The 24,713-nt window shown below is 41.5% G+C and carries 19 protein-coding genes; 2 read left to right on the top strand and 17 right to left on the bottom strand.

Annotated elements, in window-relative coordinates; genetic code table 11:
- The first annotated feature begins 42 nt into the window (after positions 1-42).
- Together CVS86_RS07855 and CVS86_RS07860 are read left to right on the top strand one after the other, a co-directional pair.
- Positions 43-288, top strand: coding sequence for an RNA recognition motif domain-containing protein (locus CVS86_RS07855; RefSeq protein WP_009294719.1), 246 nt, complete (start codon positions 43-45; stop codon positions 286-288).
- A complete protein-coding gene (locus CVS86_RS07860) occupies positions 266-1,159 on the top strand; it encodes a glutamate--tRNA ligase family protein (RefSeq protein WP_107791525.1) in 894 nt (297 codons plus the stop codon). The genes CVS86_RS07855 and CVS86_RS07860 overlap by 23 nt, the downstream gene beginning before the upstream one ends.
- Here the strand turns inward: CVS86_RS07860 and CVS86_RS07865 are convergent.
- The 17 genes from CVS86_RS07865 to CVS86_RS07955 all read right to left on the bottom strand — a co-directional run bounded on the left by CVS86_RS07865 (position 1,145) and on the right by CVS86_RS07955 (position 24,702).
- Complete coding sequence (locus CVS86_RS07865; RefSeq protein WP_107791526.1) at positions 1,145-1,852, bottom strand: DUF6882 domain-containing protein; 708 nt, start codon at positions 1,850-1,852, stop codon at positions 1,145-1,147. The two genes, CVS86_RS07860 and CVS86_RS07865, sit on opposite strands and share 15 nt — an antisense overlap.
- A 15-nt stretch (positions 1,853-1,867) precedes the next feature.
- Positions 1,868-5,479, bottom strand: coding sequence for a DNA polymerase III subunit alpha (dnaE, locus tag CVS86_RS07870; RefSeq protein WP_107791527.1), 3,612 nt, complete (start codon positions 5,477-5,479; stop codon positions 1,868-1,870).
- 746 nt (positions 5,480-6,225) lie between these two features.
- Positions 6,226-7,077, bottom strand: a complete 852-nt coding sequence (locus CVS86_RS07885; protein WP_087582804.1) for a universal stress protein — start codon at positions 7,075-7,077, stop codon at positions 6,226-6,228.
- Positions 7,078-7,095: 18 nt separating this feature from the next.
- Positions 7,096-9,294: a polyribonucleotide nucleotidyltransferase gene (locus tag CVS86_RS07890; RefSeq protein ID WP_107791529.1), complete on the bottom strand. Its 2,199-nt coding sequence runs from the start codon at positions 9,292-9,294 to the stop codon at positions 7,096-7,098.
- Positions 9,284-9,982 (bottom strand): sodium:proton antiporter, encoded by a 699-nt coding sequence (locus CVS86_RS07895; RefSeq protein ID WP_002941705.1) that lies wholly within the window; start codon positions 9,980-9,982, stop codon positions 9,284-9,286. The genes CVS86_RS07890 and CVS86_RS07895 overlap by 11 nt, the downstream gene beginning before the upstream one ends.
- A 12-nt stretch (positions 9,983-9,994) precedes the next feature.
- Positions 9,995-12,157, bottom strand: a complete 2,163-nt coding sequence (locus tag CVS86_RS07900; RefSeq protein WP_107791530.1) for an LPS-assembly protein LptD — start codon at positions 12,155-12,157, stop codon at positions 9,995-9,997.
- Positions 12,150-12,599, bottom strand: a complete 450-nt coding sequence (locus CVS86_RS07905) for an RDD family protein (RefSeq protein ID WP_002941696.1) — start codon at positions 12,597-12,599, stop codon at positions 12,150-12,152. Before CVS86_RS07905 ends, CVS86_RS07900 begins: the two co-directional genes overlap by 8 nt.
- Positions 12,596-13,843: a phosphoribosylamine--glycine ligase gene (gene purD / locus CVS86_RS07910; protein WP_107791531.1), complete on the bottom strand. Its 1,248-nt coding sequence runs from the start codon at positions 13,841-13,843 to the stop codon at positions 12,596-12,598. Before purD ends, CVS86_RS07905 begins: the two co-directional genes overlap by 4 nt.
- A gap of 232 nt (positions 13,844-14,075) precedes the next feature.
- A complete protein-coding gene (locus CVS86_RS07915) occupies positions 14,076-14,714 on the bottom strand; it encodes a uroporphyrinogen-III synthase (RefSeq protein WP_107791532.1) in 639 nt (212 codons plus the stop codon).
- On the bottom strand, positions 14,707-15,867 hold the full coding sequence (locus tag CVS86_RS07920) for a multidrug effflux MFS transporter (protein WP_107791533.1): 1,161 nt from the start codon (positions 15,865-15,867) through the stop codon (positions 14,707-14,709). The genes CVS86_RS07915 and CVS86_RS07920 overlap by 8 nt, the downstream gene beginning before the upstream one ends.
- Before the next feature lie 110 nt (positions 15,868-15,977).
- The gene (locus CVS86_RS07925; RefSeq protein ID WP_107791534.1) at positions 15,978-16,622 is read right to left on the bottom strand and encodes a cupin domain-containing protein; all 645 of its coding nucleotides are present in this window, start codon (positions 16,620-16,622) and stop codon (positions 15,978-15,980) included.
- A 74-nt stretch (positions 16,623-16,696) separates the two neighbouring features.
- Entirely contained in the window at positions 16,697-18,562 is a 1,866-nt protein-coding gene (mnmC, locus tag CVS86_RS07930; protein WP_107791535.1) for a bifunctional tRNA (5-methylaminomethyl-2-thiouridine)(34)-methyltransferase MnmD/FAD-dependent 5-carboxymethylaminomethyl-2-thiouridine(34) oxidoreductase MnmC, read from the bottom strand.
- The gene (locus CVS86_RS07935; protein WP_107791536.1) at positions 18,559-20,004 is read right to left on the bottom strand and encodes an N-acetylmuramoyl-L-alanine amidase family protein; all 1,446 of its coding nucleotides are present in this window, start codon (positions 20,002-20,004) and stop codon (positions 18,559-18,561) included. The genes mnmC and CVS86_RS07935 overlap by 4 nt, the downstream gene beginning before the upstream one ends.
- The gene (locus CVS86_RS07940) at positions 20,001-21,092 is read right to left on the bottom strand and encodes a nitronate monooxygenase (protein WP_004317256.1); all 1,092 of its coding nucleotides are present in this window, start codon (positions 21,090-21,092) and stop codon (positions 20,001-20,003) included. The genes CVS86_RS07935 and CVS86_RS07940 overlap by 4 nt, the downstream gene beginning before the upstream one ends.
- A complete protein-coding gene (tyrS, locus tag CVS86_RS07945; RefSeq protein WP_107791537.1) occupies positions 21,093-22,301 on the bottom strand; it encodes a tyrosine--tRNA ligase in 1,209 nt (402 codons plus the stop codon).
- 9 nt (positions 22,302-22,310) lie between these two features.
- Complete coding sequence (locus CVS86_RS07950) at positions 22,311-24,500, bottom strand: RelA/SpoT family protein (RefSeq protein ID WP_103586872.1); 2,190 nt, start codon at positions 24,498-24,500, stop codon at positions 22,311-22,313.
- The gene (locus tag CVS86_RS07955; protein WP_107791538.1) at positions 24,487-24,702 is read right to left on the bottom strand and encodes a DNA-directed RNA polymerase subunit omega; all 216 of its coding nucleotides are present in this window, start codon (positions 24,700-24,702) and stop codon (positions 24,487-24,489) included. Before CVS86_RS07955 ends, CVS86_RS07950 begins: the two co-directional genes overlap by 14 nt.
- Between the last annotated feature and the right edge of the window lie 11 nt (positions 24,703-24,713).

Here is a 24,713-nt window from a genome sequence, read left to right on the forward strand (position 1 = left end):
CTCTAATCGATCAGATCGATAATTTTTTTAAGGAATAATCCTGTGAACATTTATGTAGGAAATTTGTCGTATAGAACGACAGAGGCAGAGTTGAAGGAAGCTTTTGCACAATTTGGTGAAGTAAGGCGCGCAAAAATCGTAAAAGATAGAGAGACAGACCGCTCAAAGGGCTTTGGCTTTGTTGAAATGGACGACGCGAACGAGGGCCAAAAGGCGATCGACGCACTAAATGAAAAAGAACTTGGCGGACGCACTTTAAGAGTAAATGAGGCTAGACCAAGGGATTAATGACTATTTGCCACCATCTGGTGGCATAGTCTCTCGCATAGCTCCGACGCCAAGTGGCTACCTACACGCTGGCAACGCCTACAATTTCATCTTGACTTATCTTCTGACGCGCTCACTGGGCGGCGTTTTGCACTTAAGGATTGATGATTATGACCTTGGCAGATACCGGCGCGAATTTGTTCAAAATATCTTTGATGTCTTAGAATTTCTGGGACTTTGCTATGACAAAGGTGCTAAAAGTGTAGACGACTTTGAGCAAAATTTTAGCTTCAAAACAAGAGCCAAAAGATATAAAAATGCACTTGAAAAGCTAGATGAAATTTACATTTGTGAGTGCACAAGAGCTACCAAAGATGCCTATGAAAACGGCATTTACACTAAAATTTGCAAAGATAAAAAGCTAAATTTTATAAAAGATAAAACCGCTATCAGACTAAGTGTGGATGAAAACGACGAGCTTGGTAGGCAAGTGGCAGCGCAGATGGGTGATTTTGTCATTTATAAAAAGGATTTTACCCCAGCTTACAACTTCGCAAGCGTCATAGACGATGAGGATATGGGGGTAAATTTGGTCGTTAGAGGCGAGGACTTGCTGCCTTGCACGCTAGCTCAGAGATACCTTGCAAAAAGGCTAAATTTTGGCTTTTTAAATGCTAAATTTATCCACCACAAGCTACTTTTAGACGGAGCCAAAAAGCTTTCTAAAAGCTCCAAGTCGCCGCCTATTGATCTAAGCCAAAATCCTCAAATTTATTACAAAATGTTAGCAAGTGATCTAGGACTAAATTTAAGCTCAGCAGATAAAATTTCAAACTTGCTTTATGAATTTAGGCTTAAAAATATGGCTGAATTATTGCTAAATCGCACCTGAAATATTTACGAGCCTATTAAGATCATCAAATTTAAAGCTAAGTTCATCTTTAAACTTAGCTACGATCTCATCTTTGTTTTCGCTAAATTTTATCTCGCTGCCCAGCAAAAGTCCTTTTATAAAAAGCTTGTGGTCTAGCTCATAGGCACTTATACACTCATTTACTACGCTCACTACTTCGTTTGCTAAAACTGGCTCTTTAAAAATGGCCTCCGCCATAAATGCCACGTATGCAGCACCTCCGTCGTAATCGATCTTATAGTAGCTTAGCTCCTCGCCAAGTGCCACGCAAGCAACCATGCTAATTGTGTGACCATTTACATTTTCATCTAGCTCAAACTGCGCCGTGCTAAACGCTTCAAGCCCAAATTTCTCCCCAAACTCACGCGCCCTATTTGCAAGAGCAAGCAAGCGCTCATCAAAGCCATTTACATTTTCATATCCCCAAAGCCAAGTGTTTGACGAAAAGCTCTCAGAGCCGATAAACTGCATATCAAACTCCTGCTTGTCAAAGTAAATTTTGCCACTTTCAAAGTCAGCCTGCCACTTGCTAGCCTCAACCACTTGCTTAAATAATCTCTTTTGAAGCAGCATCGCTCTACCAAGGCAAGCGCTAAAAAGCTCATTCCAGCTAGACTTATCCACACCAAGCTCATCTAAAAAATGGCCCTTTTTTCTAAAAATATCAAACATCTCTTGTCCTTAAATTTACGCCGAAGCCGCAAGCTTTTCTATCTCTTCGCCCACATCATCACTTACGATAAACTCAGTCTTATAGATGAAAATTTCGCCAGTTGCTTCATTTTTTATCTTCAAAATTAGCCGTTTTTGATTATTTGGAGCATTTTTGCTAAAAACTAGCGAGTAAATTTGCTCCAGCTTTTGCCTGCTAAGCTCGCTCAGCATCAAAAGCACCTCTAGTTCGGCATACTCTCTTGCTTTTTGAGGGGCGCTCGCTTCTTCATTTTTGCTAAATTTAGAGTTTTGCTTTAGTTTTCTAGTCTTAAAGTCTAAATTTTGCGCATCTTCTAGGCTATAGACCTCGTTTAAATTTGTCCTTACAAACTGATCGTCGCGCGAGATATTTATCCTAAATGCATAAGGCAGATCGCGCTTTGCCTCGTCTTTTACGATATCTTCGATGTTGCCAAGCTCCCTTTCAAAGACTGCGATCTCGATGTTACCGTGAAAATCAAGCACATTTATAGTGCCCATTTTTTTGCCGCTTTTTGTGATCCTCGTGCTAAAGTCCTCGATCTTGCCGACCACCAAAATTTCAGCGCTTTGTGGCAAGGTCTCAAACTCCGAGCTTAGCGTGTATTTGATCTTATTTATCTCATCTTTATAGTCATCAAGCGGGTGACCTGAGAGGTAGATACCAACGCTCTCTTGCTCAAATTTCAAGATCTGCTTGATGTCAAATTCATCATTTATAGTGACGAAATTTATCTTCACATCATTCATGCTATCATCTTCGCCAAAGAGGCTCTCAGCCGCATTTTTACGTATCTGGGATGCATTTTTGCAAGCTTCTACGATATTTTCTACATTTTGCAAAAGCATCTTGCGGCTAAAGCCAAACTCATCGAAGCAGCCAGCTTTTATTAGGCTTTCAAAGACCTTTTTATTGACCTTAAATGGATCGATCCTTGAGACAAAGTCATCCATGCTCTTAAACTCGCCCTTTGCGTCGCGCTCAGCGATGATGTTCTCAATTGCCGCTCCACCAACGCCTTTAATCGCTCCAAGCCCAAAGATAATGCCATCGTGCTCGCCATTTTTAACGACGCTAAATTCTTTGGTTGATTTGTTGATAGATGGCGGCAAAGTATCGATGTTTATGCGTTTTATCTCATCGATGTAGCGAACGATCTTATCGACGTTGCTCTCCTCGCTTGTTAGAAGTGCCGCCATAAATTCAGCCGGATAGTAAGCCTTCAAATAAGCAGTCTGAAATGTAACATAAGCGTAGGCTGCCGAGTGAGACTTGTTAAAGCCGTACCCTGCAAATTTAACGATCAACTCGAAAAGATCGTCCGCCTTTTGGCCGTCTAGCCCCTTGGCCTCAGCGCCTTTTACAAACTCGCCCTTTAGCTTATCCATCTCCTCTTTGATCTTTTTACCCATCGCACGGCGCACAAGGTCCGCACCGCCTAAGCTAAAGCCGCCTATGGCCTGCACGATCTGCATGACTTGCTCTTGATAGACGATGACACCGTATGTTGGCGCAAGGATCGGCTCAAGCTCCTTAAATGCGTATGTTATATCCGCCTCGCCATGTTTTCTTTTGACGAAGTCATCAAGCATGCCACTCTCCATCGGTCCTGGGCGGTAGAGTGCTAGCATCGCGACGATATCCTCAAAGCAGTCTGGGCGCAGGCTAGTTCCTAGCTTTCTCATGCCCTCGCCCTCTATCTGAAAGATGCCGATGGCTTGGCCACTTTGTATCATTTTATAAACGCCAGAGTCGTTTTTATCGACCTGCTCCCAGATGATGTCCTTGCCAGTGCGCAGTTTAACGAGCTTTATCGCATTATCGATAACCGTTAGCGTCTTAAGGCCAAGAAAGTCAAATTTTATTAAATCAACGTCTTCTAGGTATTTGAGGCTATACTGCGTCACAAAGCGATCTTCTGGGCTGTTTGGTTGGCGAAATAGCGGGGTTTTGTTCCAAAGCTCTTCGTTTGAGATGACAACACCCGCTGCGTGCTGGCCGGCGTTTCTATTTAGCCCCTCAAGGTCAAGGGCAAATTTCCAAATTTTAGCCGCCTTTGGGTTTTGGCTTATTAGCTCAGCTATCTTTGGCTCTTTATCATAAGCATCTTTTAGCGTGATGTTAAGCTCATCAGGGATAAGTTTTGCCATCGCATCAGCCTCCGCATAAGGCATATCGCAGACTCTAGCGACATCTCTAATGACACCTTTTGCGAGCAATTTACCAAATGTAATAACGCCAGCAACGTTAAATTTACCGTATTTTTGCGTGACGTAGTCGATGATCTCGCCACGTCTGCTTTGGCAAAAATCCACGTCGATATCTGGCATACTAACGCGCTCTGGGTTTAGAAATCTCTCAAAAAGCAGGTTGTATGGGATAGGATCAAGGTCGGTGATCTTTAGCGAGTAAGCGACCAAGCTACCAGCTGCGGAGCCACGGCCTGGACCAACTGGCACGCCTCTGCGCTTGGCTTCATTAATGAAGTCCCAAACGATCATCATATATCCTGGGAAATTCATCTTATTGATGATGCCGATCTCTATCTCAAGGCGCTTTCTATACTCTTCGTGTAAATTTTCTGGGACAAATTTCAGCCTCTCTTCAAGACCCTTTCTACACTCATGCTCGAAAAATACAGCATCATTTTTGAAGCTATATCTGTTTTCTGGCTCTGGGAGTGTCAAATTTCTCTCCTTAGCGCACTCAAGAGTAAATTTAAAATTTGGCGGAGTTGGGTTGCCAAGCTTGATCTCAAGGTTGCACTTATCCACGATCTCTTGGGTATTTTCTATCACTTCAGGGATGTCTAAAAATAGCTCGTTCATCTGCTCTTTGCTTTTAACAAAAAACTCATGGACGCTGTGGCGAAGGCGGTTTGGATCATCTAAGGTTTTGTTCATCGCGATGCACATGAAAACCTCGTGCGCAGCGGCTCTTTCTTTAAAAGTGTAGTGGGTGTCGTTTGTGGCGATGACCTTGATGCCAGTCTCTTTTGCGATACGCAAAATGTCATCGTCTATGCGCCTTTGATCGCCGATGCCGTGGCGCATGATCTCAAGGTAAAAGTCATCTCCAAAAATTTCTTTATACTCAAGCGCGACCTCTTTTGCCCGCTCGTAGCCTTTAGCGCCAAATTTAACGTTACGCTCGCTTAAATTTAGATGCCAGCTCACCTCGCCCTGCAAGCAAGCAGAGCTGCAAACTAGGCCCTCGCTATGCTCTTTTAGGATTTTTTTATTGATACGAGGATAGTAGTAAAAGCCCTCGATATAGCTCATGGAGCTAAGATACATCAAATTTTTATAGCCAGTCTCGTTCTTGGCGATTAGGATGAGGTGAAAGCGCTGTTTGGTGCTCTTGTCGTCAAGCTGCTCACCGTTATGCACATAAGCTTCGATGCCAATTAGCGGTTTTATCCCATTTTTTTTCATCTTTTTGTAAAAATCAATCGCGCCAAACATGTTGCCGTGATCCGTGATCGCTGCTGCCGTGTCACCTCTGTCATGGAGCGTATGAGCTAGCTCTTCTATCTTGTTTGCTCCGTCTAGTAGGGAGTATTCGGTGTGTAAATGTAGGTGTGTAAAGCCAGAATTTTCACTCATTTTTTATCCTTTTTAATGAGCGGATTTTACAAAATTTTGGCTAATAAGGCGCTTGATGAAAGCTTAATGGGAGCTTTAAAATTTGCAAAAACAGCTTGATCAAATTTTCAAATTTATTTGTCTAAAAAAGTTTTCTCAAATTTTAAAATTTATGAACGAGCATATCACGCTTCTAAATTTAGTGGCGAATGACTATGAGCCCTAAATTTAGTAAGTTGCTAATGCGAGTGAGTAAGATTTTAAAATTTGCTTTGTTAAGTCAGGTACGTGTCATGCGAATTTTAAAATTTCATGAACGAGTAATTTCGGCTCTAAAATTTGAGCTAAGCTGTAAGCGAAGCCAAATTTTAGTAGTCAATTCTTGCGAGCGAATGAAAGTTTAAAATTTGAAAAAAATATAAAAATTCATTTGCGATACTTTTATTCAAAAGGGAGACAAGGGGACTTAAATTACGGTCTGCTTGCAGTTGCGAGCTTACGAAGCAAAGCCGTCCCCTTATCCACCTTTTTAAATCCACCAATCCCCCTCGCACGTTCAAAGTGCATGCTCCAGCGCTTCGCACTGCATGCGTTCTATTCAAAAAAAGCCTCCATCAAATTTTAAAATTTATGAGCGAGTATATCACGCTTCTAAATTTAGTGGTGAGTTTTACGAGACCTAAATTTAGTAAGTTGCTAAGGCGAGTGAGTAAAGTTTTAAAATTTGCAAAGCAAAAAAATTAGATCGCGGACTAAGCCGCAATCCATTATAGATAAACTGGGATATTTGTATGTTCTAAGAAAAATCTTGATGTTCCGCCAAGGACCATCTCCATTAGTCCGTTTTCGCCGTATCTGCTAGCTACGATAAGGTCTGCGTTTCTATCATTTGCAGCTTTTAAAAGTGCCTCGCCAGGTATCGTTGTAGTTGCTATAACTTCAAAACTAGCACTGATATTATGAACCTTAAAGTACTCTTCAAGTTTTTTAAGATTTAGCTCGGCGTTATCGCCAAGGCTTGCTTTTGAAGTGATACATTGAACCTTTTTAGCGCTCTTTAAAAGATCGATCGCGCCAGTTAGGGCTCTTGAGCTTTGAGTTGTTCCTGTCCAGCTTACAAGGATATTATCAGCCTTAAAATCACGCATCTTTCTTGGGATAACGATCGCATTTTTGCCACTTTTTAAAACAGCTGACTCAAATGTACCAGTGATCTTGCCGTCAAGTGGCACTGCAGCTACGACTAGATCGCAAAATTTACTCTCTTGCTCGACTATGGCGCTTCTTTTTCCATTATGGATCGTGAAATTTGCAGTGCAGACATCTTCGATGACCTCGTCGCTCACCTTTATGCCTAGCTCTGCGCAAATTTTATTAAAAAGCTTTTCGTTCTCTTCGTGCTCAACCGCAAGCTCAGACTTGGCTGATTTTAAAAATTCCTCAAAAAGCACTCCACCACGAAGCGTCATTTTCATATTATAAACCACGCTTGGATCTAGTTGGCAAGTGAGGATCTCCATGTGAGCTTTAAACCATTGTGCAACCTTTAAAGCACCGTAAATTCTTGGCTCGATATCGTCCCCTGCTCCTATTGGAAAAAGCAACTTTTTGTATTTCATCATCTATCCTTTAAAAATTTATTCAACCAAAGAGAGCGAAATTTTATTTCCTTTTTGCTCGCTCACACACACTTTTACCTGATCGCCTACGTTTAATGGGCTCTTTATCTTTGAGATATGAAGCAGACCATCAACACCGTCTTTTAGCTCGATAAATACTCCAAAATCAACCACGCTTTTTACGCTTCCTGTAAATTCATCGCCTATGTTAAATGTCGGTTTTACGCGGTCTTTGTCGTGTTTAAACGGCTTTTTGCCAAATGAGCGAGAGTTCTCTTTTGAAGTGATAGAGATGATGTAGTCTTTTGCTGCATCGACGTTTTTCTTAGCGCCGCCTGCGATTTTGACCTCGCCTTTTTCTCTATCAAGGTCGATCGAAACTTCAAATTTCTCGATGATCTCTTTTATAGTCTTGCCAGCTTGACCGATGATATCTACGATCTTGCTTGGATCAACGTTAAATAGCTCAAGTTTTGGAAGTACATCTTCGTTTATCTCTATATTTTTATCAGCCTGTGTCATTAGAGCAAGGATGTGCTCTCTGCCGCGTTTTGCTTGATAAAGCGCCTCTTTTAGCACTTCTAGGCTGATGCCTCCAAGCTTGATGTCCATCTGAAGCGCTGTGATGCCATCACTTGTGCCAGCAACTTTAAAGTCCATATCTCCGTCGTGATCCTCAAGACCCATGATGTCGGTTAAAACAGCGTGCTTATCGCCTTCAAATATAAGACCCATCGCAACACCAGCGACTAGTTTTTGGGTATTGACCCCAGCCGCTCTAAGTGCGAGCGAACCACCGCAAACGCTAGCCATTGAGCTTGAGCCGTTGCTCTCTAAAATTTCTGAAACGACTCTTATCGTATACGGAGAAGCTAGATCGATGCTTGGTGCAAGGGCACGTTTGGCTAAATTGCCATGTCCAAGCTCACGTCTGCCAGGAGCTTTAAGTGGGCTTGCTTCGCCGACGCTAAAGCCTGGGAAGTTGTAGTTAAACATAAATTTCTCAACCAAAGGAGCTTTTTCAGTTAGGATGTCATACATCTGAGCATCGCTATCTGTGCCAAGAGTGGCGACAACTAGCGCCTGAGTTTGACCTCTTGTAAAGAGGCATGAGCCGTGAGCGTTTGGAAGGACATTTGTCTCGATGCTAATAGGCCTAACCTCTTCAAGCCCACGTCCGTCGGCTCTAACGCCCTCGTTTATGATCTGCTCTCTTACTATTTTCTTTTTATATTTACCAAGGACATTTGAGATGACAGCCTCGTCCCAGCCCTCTTTTTGAGCTACCTCATCGCTTGAAATTTGTTTAGCTATCTTGCCAAGCTCGCTTGCACGCTCGCTCTTTGCCATTTGATTGATCGCGTTTTTAACATCTGCTTTATAAAATTTATCGATGTAAATAGCGATATTTTCATTTTCTATCTCTGGTTTTAGCTCAAGTGCGGCATCCTCTTTTTTATGCTCTTTAAACGCCTCTTCGTAAGCGCTGCTAGCTCTTAGTATCGCTTTGCCAGCAAAGTCGATCGCCTCAACCATCTTATCTTCGCTAAATTCATTCATCACTTGCTTTTGCGCCATGCTATCGCTTAGGCTAGGATCTATCATCGGCTCGATCGCTACCATCGGTATGAGCTGCGTAGTTTGCTGAGGCAAGCTTCTCATCTCGATCATCAAAAGCTCATCTTTTGTGCCAGCAACATAAAGATCGATCGCGCTTTGTTTTAGCTCAGAGTTGCTTGGATTGATAACAAATTTATCATCTATATAGCCAACCCTTACACCACAAACTGGGCGATTTACAGGGATGTCACTAAGGTAAAGTGCAACTGAAGCCGCATTTAGGCTCACAACTTGTAAATCAACCTCAGGATCAGCTGAAAGCACCATGACAACGATCTGTGTTGGGTATGCGTAGCCTTTTGGGAAAAGTGGGCGAAGTGATCTATCTATGATGCGAGCCGTTAGTGTCTCAAAGTCGCCTGGCTTGGTCTCACGCTTGACGTAACCACCTGGGATTTTACCAGCAGCGTAAGCTTTTTCGATGTATTGCACCGTTAGAGGCAAAAAGTCCTCTTCAACTTGCACATCTTCTCTTGCCACAGTTGCTAAAACTACGGTGTTTTTCACCCTTAAAAGCACTGCCCCACTAGCTTGTTTAGCTACTTTATTAAGGTCAAAAATTTCGACCTGATTATTGACTTCTATACTATATTGCATTATTTTTATCTCCTTGTTGTTTTTGTAACGGTAAATAGTGAGGGCTCTCTTCTAATATCGACATGATGCGCTCGCTCGTAGCCTCGATCTTTTTCTCGTAATACGAATCCACATCGATAAAATCAACGATCTTGTTTATCGTGTAAATTTCATCGACCATATCATTTAAATTTGCAAAGACATCAGTGGCTATCATCGGCGTTGCGTATGAGATGGATTTTACCTTCACATCAAGCAGCGTCTTTATGCAGATGAGTGCCGTCATGCCAGTCTCACACCCCTCATCGATTAGTAAAATATTCTTCCCCTTTAGCTCTCCTATCAAATTTCCTTTTCTGTATTTATAGACATTTTTTAAAATTTTCTCTTCATATTTTCTATGCGCCTCGCCGTAGATGTAGTCATAGCTTATGTTAAAAGCTTTTATGAGAGGATCGTTTAGTACGATATCTTCTGTTTCGCTAACTATCGCTACGTCACATTCACTGTTGTTTGGCGCAGGGATTGGCTCGCTAAAGAGCATCTCATAGCTTAAATTTAGCCCCCTGCAAACCACATCAGTCAGGATAACTGACTCAAGCGACATGCAAAGAACTATCGTCTTAGCGTCATTTAGCTCTTTTTTTGGCAAGATCTCGATGAGCTTATTGGCTGCATCTAGTTGATCTTTAAATTTAACGCTTGCCATTATCTAGCCATCTTATTTGCTACTTGATGAAGCGGTGCTACTTTGTGAAAAATCATAGTGCAAGCCGCCCATCGGGTAGAAATTTATAGTAAAGTAGATGCCGCTTTTCTTAGTTGAGGCTGAGCCATTTGTCGTTGTTGTTGGCTCGACATCGTGTTGATAAATTAGCCCGTAGTTCCAGCACTTTCTTTGATGAAGCACGCCAACTCTCCAGCTCTTTGTGTAGCTTCTCTCAAGGTCGTATTGCCAGCCGCCAATTAGGCTATATTGATGAGGGAGCTTCACGCCAGCGCTGCTGGTAAAGTAGCTATCTTTTGTTGCACTATTTTTAGCCTTGCTGTCGCTCTTTTTCATCGTGTGGAGCATATTTATCCAAAATAGATCGTGCGTATAGTAAAGTCCGTTTTGCACCTTTTTAAGCTCTCTATCTTTGTGCGAGTACTCAAGCTTGTTATAAACGCTAAAATTCTCAAACGGATATAGGTAGATGGCATTTTTTAAATTTGAATACTCATCATCTTTTGTGTAGTAGCCTTGTGAGATACTGTGTTTGACGACCTTTCTGCCGCTGCCGTTAAAGAAATACTGCGTCAAATAGCCAGAAACTTCCTCTTTGCTCTGATCTTGAGCTAAGAAATTTTCATACTCATTTAGATCTTTGTCATAGATAAACTCGTCGTCTAAATTTCCTTTTCTATAGCCTGGTAGCAAATACTCAGCACCAAAATTTAAAGTGTGATAAAAGCTCTCATACGCCTTTGCAAGGTCTGTGTGAAGGGCAAATTTATGGTAGTTATTTACAAAATTTGCGTGCTTATCTTCTCTTTTGTCATCAAATGAATTTATCTTATTTTCGTAGTTTATCCTTGAAGCGTAAAGGTACTCGTAAAACGAGAATGTTAGGCTATCATCAAACAGTGGCACATGCACTGAAGCTGGCAGCGTAAATTCATACTGAGTTGCTCTAACGCCTATCTTTCTATCATATCTATGCGATTGAAGATCGATTGAATATAAGATATTTGGCAAGACTATATCGTCTGTAAATTTATGATACTGAAGCGATGGAAGCTCTTGAAGCGTATCTTTGTTTTCGTTCTTTGAGCCGATCTTTTCAGTATCTATGTAGTATTTCGCATAGGCACCAAAGTAGTGATCGTCATTTGCTATGAAGTAGTTAAATTTAGAGGTCACAAGCGAGTCATAGTCATCGTCCCTGCCCTTTAAATTTAGATAGTCTATATCATTTAGTTTGGTTGCATCTATCCACATGCCCTCTTGCAGATCTGCCTCGCTAAGGTATTTTATGAGTTTATCTCTTTCATATTTTAGCCCGACACCTTTGTGAGTTTTGTTTTTTAGCTCAGCTCTGTTTGAAGTCTCGCTTTTTTGCTTGGCTCGGTAGCTGTTTTTATCAGTAAATGAACCAAAGCTGATCTCACCTCTTGAATCAGGCGAATCAGTAAATCTAAAAGCACCGTAAATTCCAGCGCCCCTGTTTGTCCTTATCTGCGGATCAAACTCCAGATCCCACTCATTATAAGGTGCAAAATAGACTGGTTGTTTGTAGTAAAAGCCCTCTGACTTGCCATATCCAAGCTCTGGCGGCAAAAGGCCTGTCCTTCTTGTGGTATCAGTTGAGAAGCCAAAGTATGGCAGGTAAAAGACTGGCACATTTGCTATGCGAAAGACCGGGTTAAAAAGGTGCAGAAATTTACTCTGTTTGTTTAGCATGGCTGAGCTTGAGGTGATGCTCCAGTCAGGATCTTGGACGTTGCAGCTTGAAACCATCGCCTTTCTTACTCTGTAGTACTCACTATCAGAGCTGCTCTCATCGCTTCTCATCCACACTTCCATGTCTTTATTCATCATAAAGAGTGACTCAAAAGCAGCGTTGTTGTTTTTTAAATTTAACTTAGCGTAGTTTGAGCGAGAAACCTCATCTTTGCCTTTCATCATATTGACATTGCCAAATAGCTCAATGACTGAGTTATTTTGATCATAAACAGCACAATCAGCCGTCACAAGATACTCTTGCGAATATACTACGACGTTTTTGTTTGCCGTTACGATGCCCTTATCTTGCTTTACATCATCAGCTAACAGCTGCACATCTTGCACTGCTGCACTTAAACTAAAAACACAAACCGGAATTAAAAATAAAATTTTACGCATTTATCACCACTGTTTTTGCTATTTTGTCTTGCCACGTCTGCCTTGCAGGGTTTGAAAGTGCCCACGCAAAGCCAAGATAAAAACAAGCTTCACTAACTATCCTAAATATCGCCCTAACAAGACTTTGAGTTAAATTTGGCTTATCTAAAATTTCTACATTTATGCACATCGTCTTTGTTATCATCTGCCCGAGGCTTGCGCCATAATACCAAACAAAAAATGTGTGATAGATGACTTTTAAAGCAACCACTTGCCAAAATAAATTTAATACCAAATTTCTAGCGTCATCATAGTTGGTGCTAGTAGAAAGAGGCTCCCAATAGATGATCATAAAAAGAAACGAAACTATGATCTCATCGATAGAAAACGCCATGATCCTCTTAGCAAAAGGAGCAAGTGAAATTTCTTCGTTTTGAAGCTTCTCTTCTATCTGCATACTCATTTTAGAGCCTGCCACGCGATATCTTTTCTAAAGTGCGCTCCGTCAAATTTGACATTTTCGCAAAGCTCATAGGCCTTATCACGTGCCTCTTTTATGCTCTTTGCAGTCGCCACGCAGACTAGCACTCTACCACCATCTGCGTAAATTTCATCACCCTCTTTGCTCACACCTGCGTAAGCTATATGGGCGTCTTTTACATCATTTAATACTGAAATTTTAGCCTTTGGGCTGCTTTTATAAGGATAGTTTTTGCTAGACATTACGACGCCAACAGCAAATTCATCTTTTAAGCTAATAGGCTTTAGCTCGCCTTTTGCAGCATTTAGTAAAATTTCACTCAAATTTCCATCTATCAAAGGCATCAATACCTCGCACTCAGGATCGCCAAATCTCACGTTAAACTCAAGCACATAAGGCTCATTTTTTACGATCATCAGCCCCACAAAAAGCACTCCGCAAAACGGACTGCCCTCGTTTTTCATCCCTTTTAACGTAGGTTTTACCACCTCTTCTTCTACTCTTTTTACTAGCTCTTTTGAAGCAAGCGGGCTTGGAGCATACGCACCCATACCACCAGTATTTGGACCCTCGTCGTTATCAAGCAAGCGCTTGTGGTCTTGCGCCACTGGCAAGCTTACGAAATTTTCGCCGTCACAAATAGCAAAAAAGCTTAGCTCAAAGCCGTCTAAAAACTCTTCAACCACCACAAATTTACCAGCATCACCAAAGCTAGCCCCACTTAGCATATCGCTAACTGCCTCTTTGGCCTCTTCTTTAGAATTTGCGATGATCACGCCTTTTCCAGCGCAAAGCCCGTCAGCCTTTACGACCATCGGAACGCTTAATGTATCAATAAATTTAAATGCTTTTTCTTTGTCGTCTGTGTTTAAATATTTTGCAGTTTTTATGTTATTTCTAGCTAAAAAGTCCTTCATATAGGCCTTGCTAGCTTCAAGTCTGGCTGCTGCCTTGCTTGGTCCAAAGATGAGCAAGCCCTCTTCTTTAAAGATATCCACCACGCCTTCGCTAAGAGGCGCTTCAGGTCCCACGATAGTTAGTTCGATACTATTTTTTTTGGCAAAATTTGCTAGTTCATGAAAGTCTTTTATGTTTAAATTCTCGCCAAGGCGTGAGGTCGCACCATTTCCAGGCGCAAAGTATAAATTTATATCGTTTTTTTCACTTTTTAGCTTAAGAGCGATGGCGTATTCGCGGCCGCCACTTCCTATTATGAGAATGTTCATATTATCTCCGTAAATTTAAAAACCCAAGTGGGCGTCGCATAAAAGAGTGGCCCATAAACAAAGCCAATCTTGCAAATAGATGGATACCAAAAGGTTGCAACTTCTCGCTGTTTAAGGCTCAAACGAAGCCACATCGCAAGGCACCCATACCTTTTCGCTAACAAAAAAGTGTTGGACCCCGTAAAATGCTGACTCGCTTCACTCAGGCAATAAAATTATATAAATTCTTTGCTTAAAGTAACGTTTTGGCAAGTGCGATACAAGCGTTTATATCTTGATTTTGGCTCACTATTGGCGTGGTAAATTTTAGCTCTTTTGCAGTGACCTTTCCGATGCTTATCGTCTGATAGCTCTCGTCCCAGCCAAAAATACTAAGAAAATTTCTCACATTTATCGGAGATGCGAATATCAAAATGCTATCTTTTGGCGGTTTTAGCTCCATTTTGCAAGGGTTTAAAACATTTTCATAGGCAATGACCGCTTTTATATTTACGCCGCCATCTTGCAAAATTTCTAAGAAATTTGAAGCGCTATCTTTGCCCTTTAGATAAAACACCTTTTTGCCTTTTAAAAGTGGCAAAATTTCTCTTGCAAAGTCATCTCCATGAGCATTTTGCCCAGTGTAAATTTCACTAAAACCAAACTCTCTTGCAGCCACTGCGCAACTATTTGCGATAGCAAAAACTGGCAAATTTATAGGCGAAATGCCATTAAATTTTAAAGCCTTAAAGGCATTTTTTGAAGTTGCCACAAGCGCGTCATATTCGCTTAAATTTATCTCAAATTTCAAAAACTCTATCTTACTAACGCTTAAATTTACAATGCTCTCATCGGCTGTTTTTGTGTTTGAGACAAGATAAATTTTACGCAACTCTTTTTAGCCTTAAAAATGAGATAAAGGCAAGCACGCTGCAAGCTAAAATAGCTATTGAAGTCGAGTAAAAAATGTCACCAAGGCCAACCAGTGGCGAGATGATGCCGCCTAAGAAAAATGGGCAAAATCCAAGCACCGCTGAGGCTGAGCCCGCGTACTCTCTGCCCTCACTCATCGCGAGTGATGAGGCAGTTGGTAAGATAAAGCCAGTAAAGAGCAAAAGCAAGAAAAATGCGATGATAACGCCGATCACTTCAAATTTAAAGCAAAGCATAAACGCTATAAAAATACTAGCGAACAAGGTGCCAAAAAGCCCAGTTTTTAGCGCTTTTCGCTCGTTTAGCAAGCTTGCAAGCCTAGCGCCTATGACGATGGCTAGGCCATTTGCCGCAAAGCAAAAGCTATAACTTACTGGGCTTAGCAAGTAAAACTCTTGTAAGATAAAAGACGATGCCGCGATATAGGCAAACATCGCAGCCATCGTAAATGTCTGGATCGCAATAAATAGCATAAATTTCTTTTTTCTTAAAATTTTGCCAAAGACGCCGTAAGTCTGAAGCAAAGGCACTTTTAGGCGGTCTCGCTGGCTTAGACTCTCTTTGAAGTAAAAATTTGCGACAAATAGCACAATGCCAATGATAGTTAATGCCATAAAGATGCCGCGCCAGTCGGTAAATTTAAGTAGCAAGCTGCCGCCTATTGGCGAAAGTATCGGAGCAAGGCCGTTTACAACCATCATAAGGCTAAAGAATTTTGTCATCTCGTGACCCTTGTAAAGGTCGCTCACAACGGCTCTTGAGATGACGAGACTGCCCGCACTTGCAAGGCCTTGGATGATGCGCATGAAGATAAAAAACTGGATATTTTGCGCAAAAAATATAAAAATAGTGCTAATCGTGTAGATGATGAGCGAGATGGTAAGTGGTGTTTTTCGGCCAAATTTATCGCTGATTGGACCAACTATTAGCTGGCCGATCGCAAGGCCTGCCATCGAGGTCGTAAGAGTTAGCTGGGTTGCTGGAACGCTTGTGCCAAACCACTCAGTTATGGCTGGAAGTGCTGGCAGGTAAAGGTCTGTGACAAATGGACCAAAAGCTGAAAGCGCGCCCAAAAATAGCAGTAAAAATAGTTTGGAATTTTCTTTTTTCATAGCTCTTCTTTAAATTTTAAAGGGATTATATTATGACTTTGCTTTTTGGGTTATTAAGGGTAAATTTAATGTGATTTATAAAAGATAAAAGCCCTAAAATAGGGCTTATTTTACATTTTGTCTTTTGTGACGATTAGAAGCATTTTGAATTTGTCTTTCACTTTTAGGCCATGCGGGACCTTGCCAGGGAGCACAATGCTATCGCCTTTTACTAGATGAAAGCTCTCATCAGCTATCTTTAAATCAAGCTCGCCATCAAGCGCGATAAGTAGCGCATCGCCTGGTGCTGCGTGAGTTGAGAGCTCTTGGTCTTTGTCAAAACTAAGCAGCGACATCGAGCCATTTTCGTTTTTGACAAGCGTCTTGCTAACTATCTTGCCACTCTCGTAGCTAACGGCATCTGCGAGGCTAAAAATACTCGCTTTGTCTAAATGATCTATCATAACATTCTCCTTAAAATCTATTAGTAAATATTTTGTTTTCTTTGTAAATTTGAGCTTTCGCCAGGTTTTTGCCTCGATAAGGCAGGCTTCGTCGCGTCCAAGCTTCATCTGCTTTTCGCCGTATTCAAGCTGCGCTTCGCCATCAATGACGAAGGCAAGGCTGTCTATAAAAAGCATCTCGTGATCAAGCTCCTCGCCCTCGTCAAATGCGTATATATCGACACTTACGTTTTTGTTTTGAAAGAGCCTTTTGCTAACGACGCTTTTTTCAACTATCTTTGTGTCTTTGTCGAGATTATAAATTTTGCTCAAGTTGTATCCTTTTTTTGCGAAGGATTATAATGCAAGTTTTGATAACAGTTCTTAACATATGTTAAGGAATTTGACTATTTTAGTCCCTTTTTTAGCTTTCTTATCAAAAATCTAGCAGGATGAAGCTCAAAAAATAGCGACCTTTCTATGCAAAGGGGGCGTGCAAGCACAAGATCGGTTATCAAATTTGCTCCAAGTATCGCCGTACCAAGACCACGCGAGCCGTGAGCAAAATTTACAAAGAGATTTTTTTCGTAGCTTGCTTTTTGGTTATTGTCTTTATTTTTGCTCCAAAATAGCCCTTTGTAGTTTTGCTTGTAAAACTCCTCATCGTGCAAAGCGCCGATTATCGGAAATCTATCTCCGCTATAACTTCTATATCCCACACGTGAGCCGATGATGGTGGCTTCTCTGGTGTCAAAAAACTCGCTCACGTCGCTTAAATTTTTAGCATTATCCTCATCTTTTGGCATGTCACAAATTTCATTTCTAGCGTAGGTTGCGCCGATGACTTGCACCCCTTTTACGGCTGGGCAGATGTAGCCTTTTGCACTTAGTGGCAGGGTGTTTTTTAGCACTGGTTTTAGGTGCGTGACTTGACCTCTGACGCTGCTTATTTGCATGTCATAGTCTTTAAAAATTTCACTACTTTTGCTGCCTGTGCAAAAGACTAAGATATCAGCCTCCAAGCTTTTTTTATTTTTAAATTTAACGCTTATCTTGCCATTTTTCAGATGTGTCCTGCTCTCATACTCGTGGTTAAATAAAATTTCAAAACCGCCTGATAGAAATTTACAAATTTCTCTTGGTCTAGCATAAGCCGCATTTTTTATAAATATCCCAGGATATGGCTTTAAGCTCTCATCAAATTTAAAAACATCCTCCGCGCTTTGATCCTGCCATGAGGCATATCGCTTAACTAGCTCATCATCAAACGCATAGTCGATGCAGCCATTAAATTTGATGAGACTTTTTGGCAAATTTGCCTTGTAAAATCTCACTGCTTGCAAAAACGCATTTATGTGCATGCGGCCTAAATTTACCCCAGGCTTCGTAACTAATGGCATCAAGGCGCCGCAGTGATTACCTGAGCCATTTGTCGCGACCTCACTCTTTGCCTCGGCTATCACTACTTTAAAGCCATTTTTGGCTAGCTCGCCAGCAGTGGCAAGCCCAGCCACTCCTGCTCCTATAATAAGCGCTGTTTTGCCTTTTACGCTGGCAACTGGCTCGCACCTAGCAAACCAAGCGTCCTTTAAATTTTCATCCTTTTTCTCTAGCACGGCGCTGCTCATCTGGCGTTTTCTAGCGTAGCCCTCTTTTAGGCTCAGTAAAAAGCCAGCATTTTTTAGCCCAACTTTTACCATTTTTGCGCACGAGTAGGTTCTAACTATGGTGCCAATCCTGCTTAGCCTTGCGATCTGCTTAAAGACCTCCTCGCTCCAGATCGAGCCATTTTTACTTGGGGCAAAGCCGTCTAAAAACCAGATATCAGCACTAAAATCAAGCTCAGACAAAATTTGATCTGCCTCGCCGTAGCAAAGATCAAGGGTGATATTTGGCGCGAAATTTATGCGGTGTATGCCAGAAATTAGTGGCGGATAGAGCGAAACTAGCTTTTTAGCATAAGCTTTAAAAATGCCTAAATTTTCATAAATTTTTAAAATATCTTCTTTTTTAATGGGGCTTTTTTCGATGCTAACGAAGTGAAGTTTTTTGGGACTATTTTTAAATTTCTTACAAAGTGTGAAGAAATTTAGCCCAGCGCCAAAGCCAGTCTCAGCGACTATAAAGCTATCTTTGCTCTGCCAAATTTCATCAAGTGCGCTCGCAAAGACGAATTCGCTCTCAAGCCAAGGCTTCTCGGTATTAAAGTAGATATCGCCAAACTCTTCGTTAAATGGAATTTGCCCTTTGAAGCTTAAATTTGCATTTTTCATCTATTTTTTGCGAAATATCCATCTATGCCATTTGCGATGCCATTTGCAAGGGCTTTTTGATAGGCCTCGTTAAAGAGTTTTTCACCCTCGACTGGATGCGTGATATAGCCGATCTCGACAAGAACTGCCGGCATAAGAGCGCCCACGAGCACCCAAAATGGCGCTTCTCTCACGCTGCCGTCGCTGGCTGCATAGACCTTTCTAGCGCTTGCTAAAATTTCTTTTTGGATGTCGATACCAAGCTTGTTTGAGGCGATGATCTTCTCGCGGTTTAGCACGTTTAAAAATGTCTGCTGCGAAAAGTAGTTCATCTCTTCAATGTCTGATTTATTTTCAAGTGCGGCTGCGTTTTTGCTGCGCTCGCTCCTTGCAGGCGATAAGAAAAATGTCTCGATGCCGTGCATGCTCTTTGCTTTAGCAGCGTTTGGAGCGGCGTTTGCGTGGATGGATACAAAGAGGTCTGCCATCTTGTCGTTTGCAAATTTTGTTCTTGATCTTAAATTTATAAAAACATCAGTTGATCTGGTGAAATAGACCTTGTAGCCACGAGATTTTAGTATTTCACCAAGCTTTTTGGCTACACCTAAAACGGCTGTTTTTTCTTTTAAACTGCCATTTACTGCGCCAGGGTCTGTGCCGCCATGCCCTGGGTCGATGACGATCGTTTTGTTGCGTGAAAACTTACCCGCCGCAACTGGAGGCAAAGGCTCTTCTACTGGCTCACTTTGTGCTGGCTCAGACTTTAAATTTGGCTCTACTGCACTTTGCGCTGGCTTTTCATTTTTATTTTTAAGCTTATGAAGTGGCGCTCTTACATTTTCATTTGAGATGAAATTTTGAGCGCTGATTATTAGCAAATCCCCTGTCGCATTTGCTTTTATCGTCTTTTGCACCTTGTCAGAAAAGATGATCCTGACGGTGTTTTTATCATACTGAGAGATGTGGATGTAGTCTGAGATGAAATTTTTATATGTTAGTGGGTTGCCATTTAGCCTGCCATCAATGTCCATGATATTTTTGTAGGCATTTTGCTGTTTGGCAAACGATGTTTTTAGCCTTTCGGTATCTAGCTTTGTGTTAAATTTAAGCACCAAGGTGTCATTTACCTTTGTGGCACTTAGTAACGTTAAAGCTGGCAAAACCGCTGGTGCGCTGGCACCTTTTACGCCGTTTATCGCATTTAGGTCTCTTATATATGCGCTTGAGTCAAAGCCAAGCGCCTTTGAGCTGGTTATTAGCCTAGTAAGTGCCTGCTTTTTCGTGTTTTTATCATTTTTAATGATCGCATCGACGTAGATATTTTTTATATCGTTGTGAAGCTTGATCTTAGCACTTCTGTTTAGAGCCATAAAATTTCTATCAAATTTGGCAAAAGTCTCCGAATTTGTCGCCGCAAAAAGAAAGCTAAATGCTAGAAAAAGAGATATTAAAACCCGTTTCATTCACCATGTACCAGCTTATGCATTAGCTCTTTTACGCTTATTAGCTCTTTTAGTTTGTAGCCGTTTGCTCCCGTGAAAAATAGCCCGCTCTCTTTTTTGCCACTATATGCGTCAAATAGCCTATCCGCGATGCAGTATCCCACCTGCTTTGCCTCTTTGCCTCTTTGGCAAGGGCTCACGCAGTTGCTTATGCACTGGATCTTTGGACCCATTCTTTTATCGACTAAATTTATCAAATTTGTTCTTATCCCGCGAGCTGGGTAGCCAACTGGGCTCTTTATAAGCTCGATGTCTTTCTCTTCAGCTGCTAGCAAGACCTCTTTAAAGCCGATGTCTGCGTCGCACTCGTGAGTGCCGATGAAGCGTGTGCCCATTTGGACGCCATTTGCTCCAAGTGATATCGCCTTTTCGATGTCGTTTTTATCCCAAATTCCGCCAGCCGCGATGAGAGGGAAGTCGCCCCACTCTTTGATCTCAGCTTTTACTTGTGGGATAAGGTTAAATAGCGAAAACTCAGGATCAAGGCACTGCTCGTATGTAAAGCCCTGATGGCCACCACTTAGCGGTCCTTCAAGCACGACAGCATCTGGCAAGCGCTCGTATCTTTGAAGCCAGCGCTTACAGATGATCTTTAGTGCTTTTGCGCTTGAGACGATAGGCACAAGTGCTATCTCTTTAAAATTTTGTGTAAATTCAGGTAAATTTGTAGGCAAGCCTGCACCTGAGACGATGATATTTATACCAGCCTCGCAGGCATCTTTAACCACCCTTGCGTAGTCGTTTGCAGCATACATTATATTTACGCCAAGCGGCAAGTCGCCACAAATTTTACGTGCATTTTCTATGACTGCTCGAAGCCCTCTTGTGGAGTAGAAATTTTCGCTTCCAAAAGGCTTTGCATTTAGCTCTTTATCTATAAATTTGCGGTTTTCATAGTAGCCTGTGCCAACTGAGCTAATTATACCAAGACCGCCTTCTAAGCTCACATTGCCAGCTAGTTTGTCCCAGCTGATGCCAAGCCCCATACCGCCTTGAAATATCGGGTATTTTATCTCGTATTTACCTATTTTTAATGGCTTTAACTCCATTTATTCAACCTTTATCTTCGCAAATTTACGCTTTCCAACCTGCAAGATATACTCGCCTGCTCCTAATTTTAACTGCTCATCACTAATTTTTTCTTGATTGATGCTAACTGCGTTTGCTTTTATATCTCGCCTTGCTTGAGAGTTTGACTCGCTTAACCCACACTGAGATAAGGCTTCAACTATCCAAATCGGCGCTTTTAAGCTAAATTCTTTCATATCAGTTGGGAGCTGATTTTGAGAGTGCACGCTGTTAAATTCAGCCATAGCAGCCTTTGCCGCCTCCTCGCCGTGATACCTCGCTGTTATCTCATAAGCAAGATCCTCTTTTGCCTTTTTTGGATGATATTTGCCACTATTTACGTCGTTCATCAGCTCTTCTATCTCGCCAAGAGTTTTTGTGCTTAGTAGCTCGTACCAGCGCCACATAAGCTCGTCACTTATGCTAAGTGTTTTTGCAAACATATCATTTGCACTTTCAGTTACGCCGATATAGTTGCCAAGGCTCTTACTCATCTTATTTACGCCATCAAGCCCCTCAAGAAGTGGCATCATGATGACAGCTTGCTCTTTACCGATATTATATGTTCGCTGTAAAGTTCTGCCCATTAGAAGGTTAAATTTCTGATCTGTGCCACCCATCTCGATGTCGCACTTCATAGCAACGCTATCATATCCTTGAAGAAGCGGATACATAAACTCAGAGATTGATATAGGATTGCCCGCTTTTATCCTCTTTTCAAAGTCATCTCGCTCTAGCATTCTAGCTACTGAAAATGTGCTAGTTAGCTCAATTATGCCAGCAGCTCCTAGCTCATTTGACCATTTTGAGTTAAACATTATCACAGTTTTTTTTGGATCTAAAATTTTAAAAACTTGCTCTTCATAGGTTTTGGCATTTTTTAAAACGGTCTCTTGATCTAGTTTTTTTCTAGTGGCTGACTTGCCTGTTGGATCGCCTATTTGAGCGGTAAAATCGCCTATCAAAAACTGCACGATCGCGCCGTGTTTTTGAAGCAAAGCCATCTTGTTTAAAACGACTGTGTGACCTAGGTGAAGGTCTGGAGCTGTTGGGTCAAAACCTGCTTTTACGTAGAAATTTTCGCCTTTTTCATAATAATTTTTAACCAAATTTTCAACTCTCTCAGCATCGATCATCTCGGCAACGCCGCGGTTTATCTCTTGTAAAATATCGTCTATATCTTGAACCATTTTTCTCTCCTAATTATGATATGGGTCGCTTTGCGAAACAAAATCAATAATCTTATATCTATCTTTGATCTTCTCTTTGATCTCGTTTGCATCAATGTTTTCTGCTATTTCGACGCTTATTTCAAACGTATCTCCGCTAAGATCATTTGCTTCGTTTAGCGAGATTGTAGCTAAATTTATATCAAGTCTAGCAAGATATGTTAAAAATTCAGCCAACGCACCTTTTCTGTTTTCTAAATTTAATAAAATTTTATACCTATGCGGGGCATTTCTCGTCCATTTGACAAAGATGATCTCATCACCTTTATCCATGAGCTTGCCAGCGCGCTCGCAAAGCTTGTGATGCACTGTCACGGTGTGACCATTTTTAAAGCCAACTATGCTATCGCCCCTTTTTGGATTGCAGCAATAATCAAACTCGACATTTGAAATTTTGTGGTTTGAGTAGATCACTATGTTTTCAAATTTTTGCTTTTTGATCTGGTATTTGTCGCCCAAAGAGATCATAAATGGACGCTCTTTTCTGATGTATTTTTTAAGCATATTTGCCACTTCTTGCAGATACTCACTATCAGTTGCTGCACGAAAGACCTTTTTGCCTAAATTTTCGCTCTCTACCCACTCTAAAATTCTATCTTTTGAGACATTAAATACTGATTTTAAGATATCTATCGCCATTTTGTAGTTTATATCTCTTATCTTTTGCTTACAAAATGACCTTATCGTCGCCTTTGCCTTGCCTGTTCGCACGCTATTTATCCATGAACAGCGAAATTTAGCCTCTTCGCCAGTTACTATCCTAACGATGTCGCCATTTTTTAGCTCTGTTAGAAGTGGCATCCTAACGCGGTTTATATAAGCTTCTTTTGCGTAAAGTCCAATCTCTGAGTGAATCTCATAAGCATAATCAAGCGCCGTAGCACCTCGTGGCAACGTAAAGACCTCGCCCTTTGGAGAATAAACTGCGATATCTTCGATATAAAGGCTATCTTTTGCGTATTCATATAGCTCTTCAACGTTGCTCTCGTTCTCGCTATTTTGCATGCTGATGTCATTTAGCCAGTCAAGCTTTGGATTTAAGAGGCTGCCCTCGCCGTTTTTATATTTCCAGTGAGCGGCAACGCCGTATTCAGCGGTTTTATGCATATCATAAGTGCGAACTTGCGCCTCAAATATGCTTTTGTTATCAAAAATGGTTGTGTGTATCGTTTGATAACCATTTTGCTTTGGAAGCGCGATATAGTCTTTAAATCTTGAGATGAGAGGGTTAAAGTTTATATGCAAATTTCCAAGCGCAAGGTAGCAATCAAGCGGTTTTTGCACGATGATCCTAATGGCAAGCAAGTCAAGCACCTCTTCGATAGAAATGCCCTTTCTTTGCATCTTTAGATAGATCGAGTAGTAGTGTTTTATGCGTTTTTGTATCTCAAAAGTGCCCTCGATAAAGCCATTTTCAAGCAAAATTTGACTTACCTTTTCGTGAAAAGCATTTAGTTTTAGGCTAAGCTGCTGCTTGTTTTTGTTTAGGTAGCTATCGATCTTTGCGTATTCTTCTGGCATCGCATACTTAAAGCTTAGATCTTCGAGCATGTTTTTGATCGATGAAATTCCCAGCCTATGAGCGATCGGAGCATAGACCATAAGCGTCTCTTCGGCTATGCGTTTTTGCTTTTCAGGCCTTAGCGCTTCAAGAGTTAGCATGTTGTGAAGTCTGTCGCAAAGCTTTACGACAAGGACTCTCACGTCTTCTATGGAGATTAAGAGCATCTTTCTAAAAGTTAGCGCCGAGCTTGCCAGTTTTTCGTTGCTATCTGAGCTTGCGAGCTTGTTTTCTCTAATGGCAACTATCTTTGTAAGTCCCTCAACCAGCTTTGCAACCTCATCGCCAAATTCGGCCTGAAGCTCACCTAGCGTTACGTCGGTATCTTCGACCACGTCATGAAGAAGTGCAGCTATGACCATGCTCTCATCGCCGCCCATATTTGCTACGATAGAGGCTACTAAGATGGGGTGGATGGCGTATGGTTCGCCGCTTTTGCGGTATTGTCCAGCGTGAGATGTGACGCAGCTATCTACGGCTTTGTCTAAAATTTCACTTCTCTCACAAAGAGAAAAGAGCAGTTTTATCGCTTCTGAAACGTTTTTACAAGCTAAAATTTGCTCAATTAACTGCTCTAAAAAAAGACTATTTTCCTTCAACTATTGCCTCTAAGCCTATTTTGCCCTCAGCCACTTCAAGTAGTGCGATGTCAGCAAATTTCATCTTTGAAGTATCAGCATTAACTAAAACTATAGCACCATTTGCTAGTGCTTCTGCACGCTTTGCAACGATAAGTGAAAGCTTATATCTATCATCTCCTACTTGTTTTAGCGCTCTTGCTGTGATTTGTTCTGTTCTCATTTTTATCCTTT

The sequence above is a fragment of the Campylobacter concisus genome (assembly GCF_003048605.1).
GTDB classification, from domain to species: Bacteria; Campylobacterota; Campylobacteria; order Campylobacterales; family Campylobacteraceae; genus Campylobacter_A; species Campylobacter_A concisus_BM.

Excerpts from the sequence above, each read along its gene's own strand:
- mnmC (WP_107791535.1), bottom strand. The coding sequence starts at position 18,562 with ATGAAAAATGCAAATTTAAGCTTCAAAGGGCAAATTCCATTTAACGAA.
- CVS86_RS07900 (WP_107791530.1), bottom strand. The coding sequence starts at position 12,157 with ATGCGTAAAATTTTATTTTTAATTCCGGTTTGTGTTTTTAGTTTAAGT.
- CVS86_RS07890 (WP_107791529.1), bottom strand. The coding sequence starts at position 9,294 with ATGCAATATAGTATAGAAGTCAATAATCAGGTCGAAATTTTTGACCTT.
- CVS86_RS07920 (WP_107791533.1), bottom strand. The coding sequence starts at position 15,867 with ATGAAAAAAGAAAATTCCAAACTATTTTTACTGCTATTTTTGGGCGCG.
- CVS86_RS07885 (WP_087582804.1), bottom strand. The coding sequence starts at position 7,077 with ATGAAATACAAAAAGTTGCTTTTTCCAATAGGAGCAGGGGACGATATC.
- CVS86_RS07935 (WP_107791536.1), bottom strand. The coding sequence starts at position 20,004 with ATGAAACGGGTTTTAATATCTCTTTTTCTAGCATTTAGCTTTCTTTTT.
- CVS86_RS07895 (WP_002941705.1), bottom strand. The coding sequence starts at position 9,982 with ATGGCAAGCGTTAAATTTAAAGATCAACTAGATGCAGCCAATAAGCTC.
- CVS86_RS07905 (WP_002941696.1), bottom strand. The coding sequence starts at position 12,599 with ATGAGTATGCAGATAGAAGAGAAGCTTCAAAACGAAGAAATTTCACTT.
- tyrS (WP_107791537.1), bottom strand. The coding sequence starts at position 22,301 with ATGGTTCAAGATATAGACGATATTTTACAAGAGATAAACCGCGGCGTT.
- CVS86_RS07955 (WP_107791538.1), bottom strand. The coding sequence starts at position 24,702 with ATGAGAACAGAACAAATCACAGCAAGAGCGCTAAAACAAGTAGGAGAT.
- purD (WP_107791531.1), bottom strand. The coding sequence starts at position 13,843 with ATGAACATTCTCATAATAGGAAGTGGCGGCCGCGAATACGCCATCGCT.
- CVS86_RS07940 (WP_004317256.1), bottom strand. The coding sequence starts at position 21,092 with ATGGAGTTAAAGCCATTAAAAATAGGTAAATACGAGATAAAATACCCG.
- CVS86_RS07865 (WP_107791526.1), bottom strand. The coding sequence starts at position 1,852 with ATGTTTGATATTTTTAGAAAAAAGGGCCATTTTTTAGATGAGCTTGGT.
- dnaE (WP_107791527.1), bottom strand. The coding sequence starts at position 5,479 with ATGAGTGAAAATTCTGGCTTTACACACCTACATTTACACACCGAATAC.
- CVS86_RS07860 (WP_107791525.1), top strand. The coding sequence starts at position 266 with ATGAGGCTAGACCAAGGGATTAATGACTATTTGCCACCATCTGGTGGC.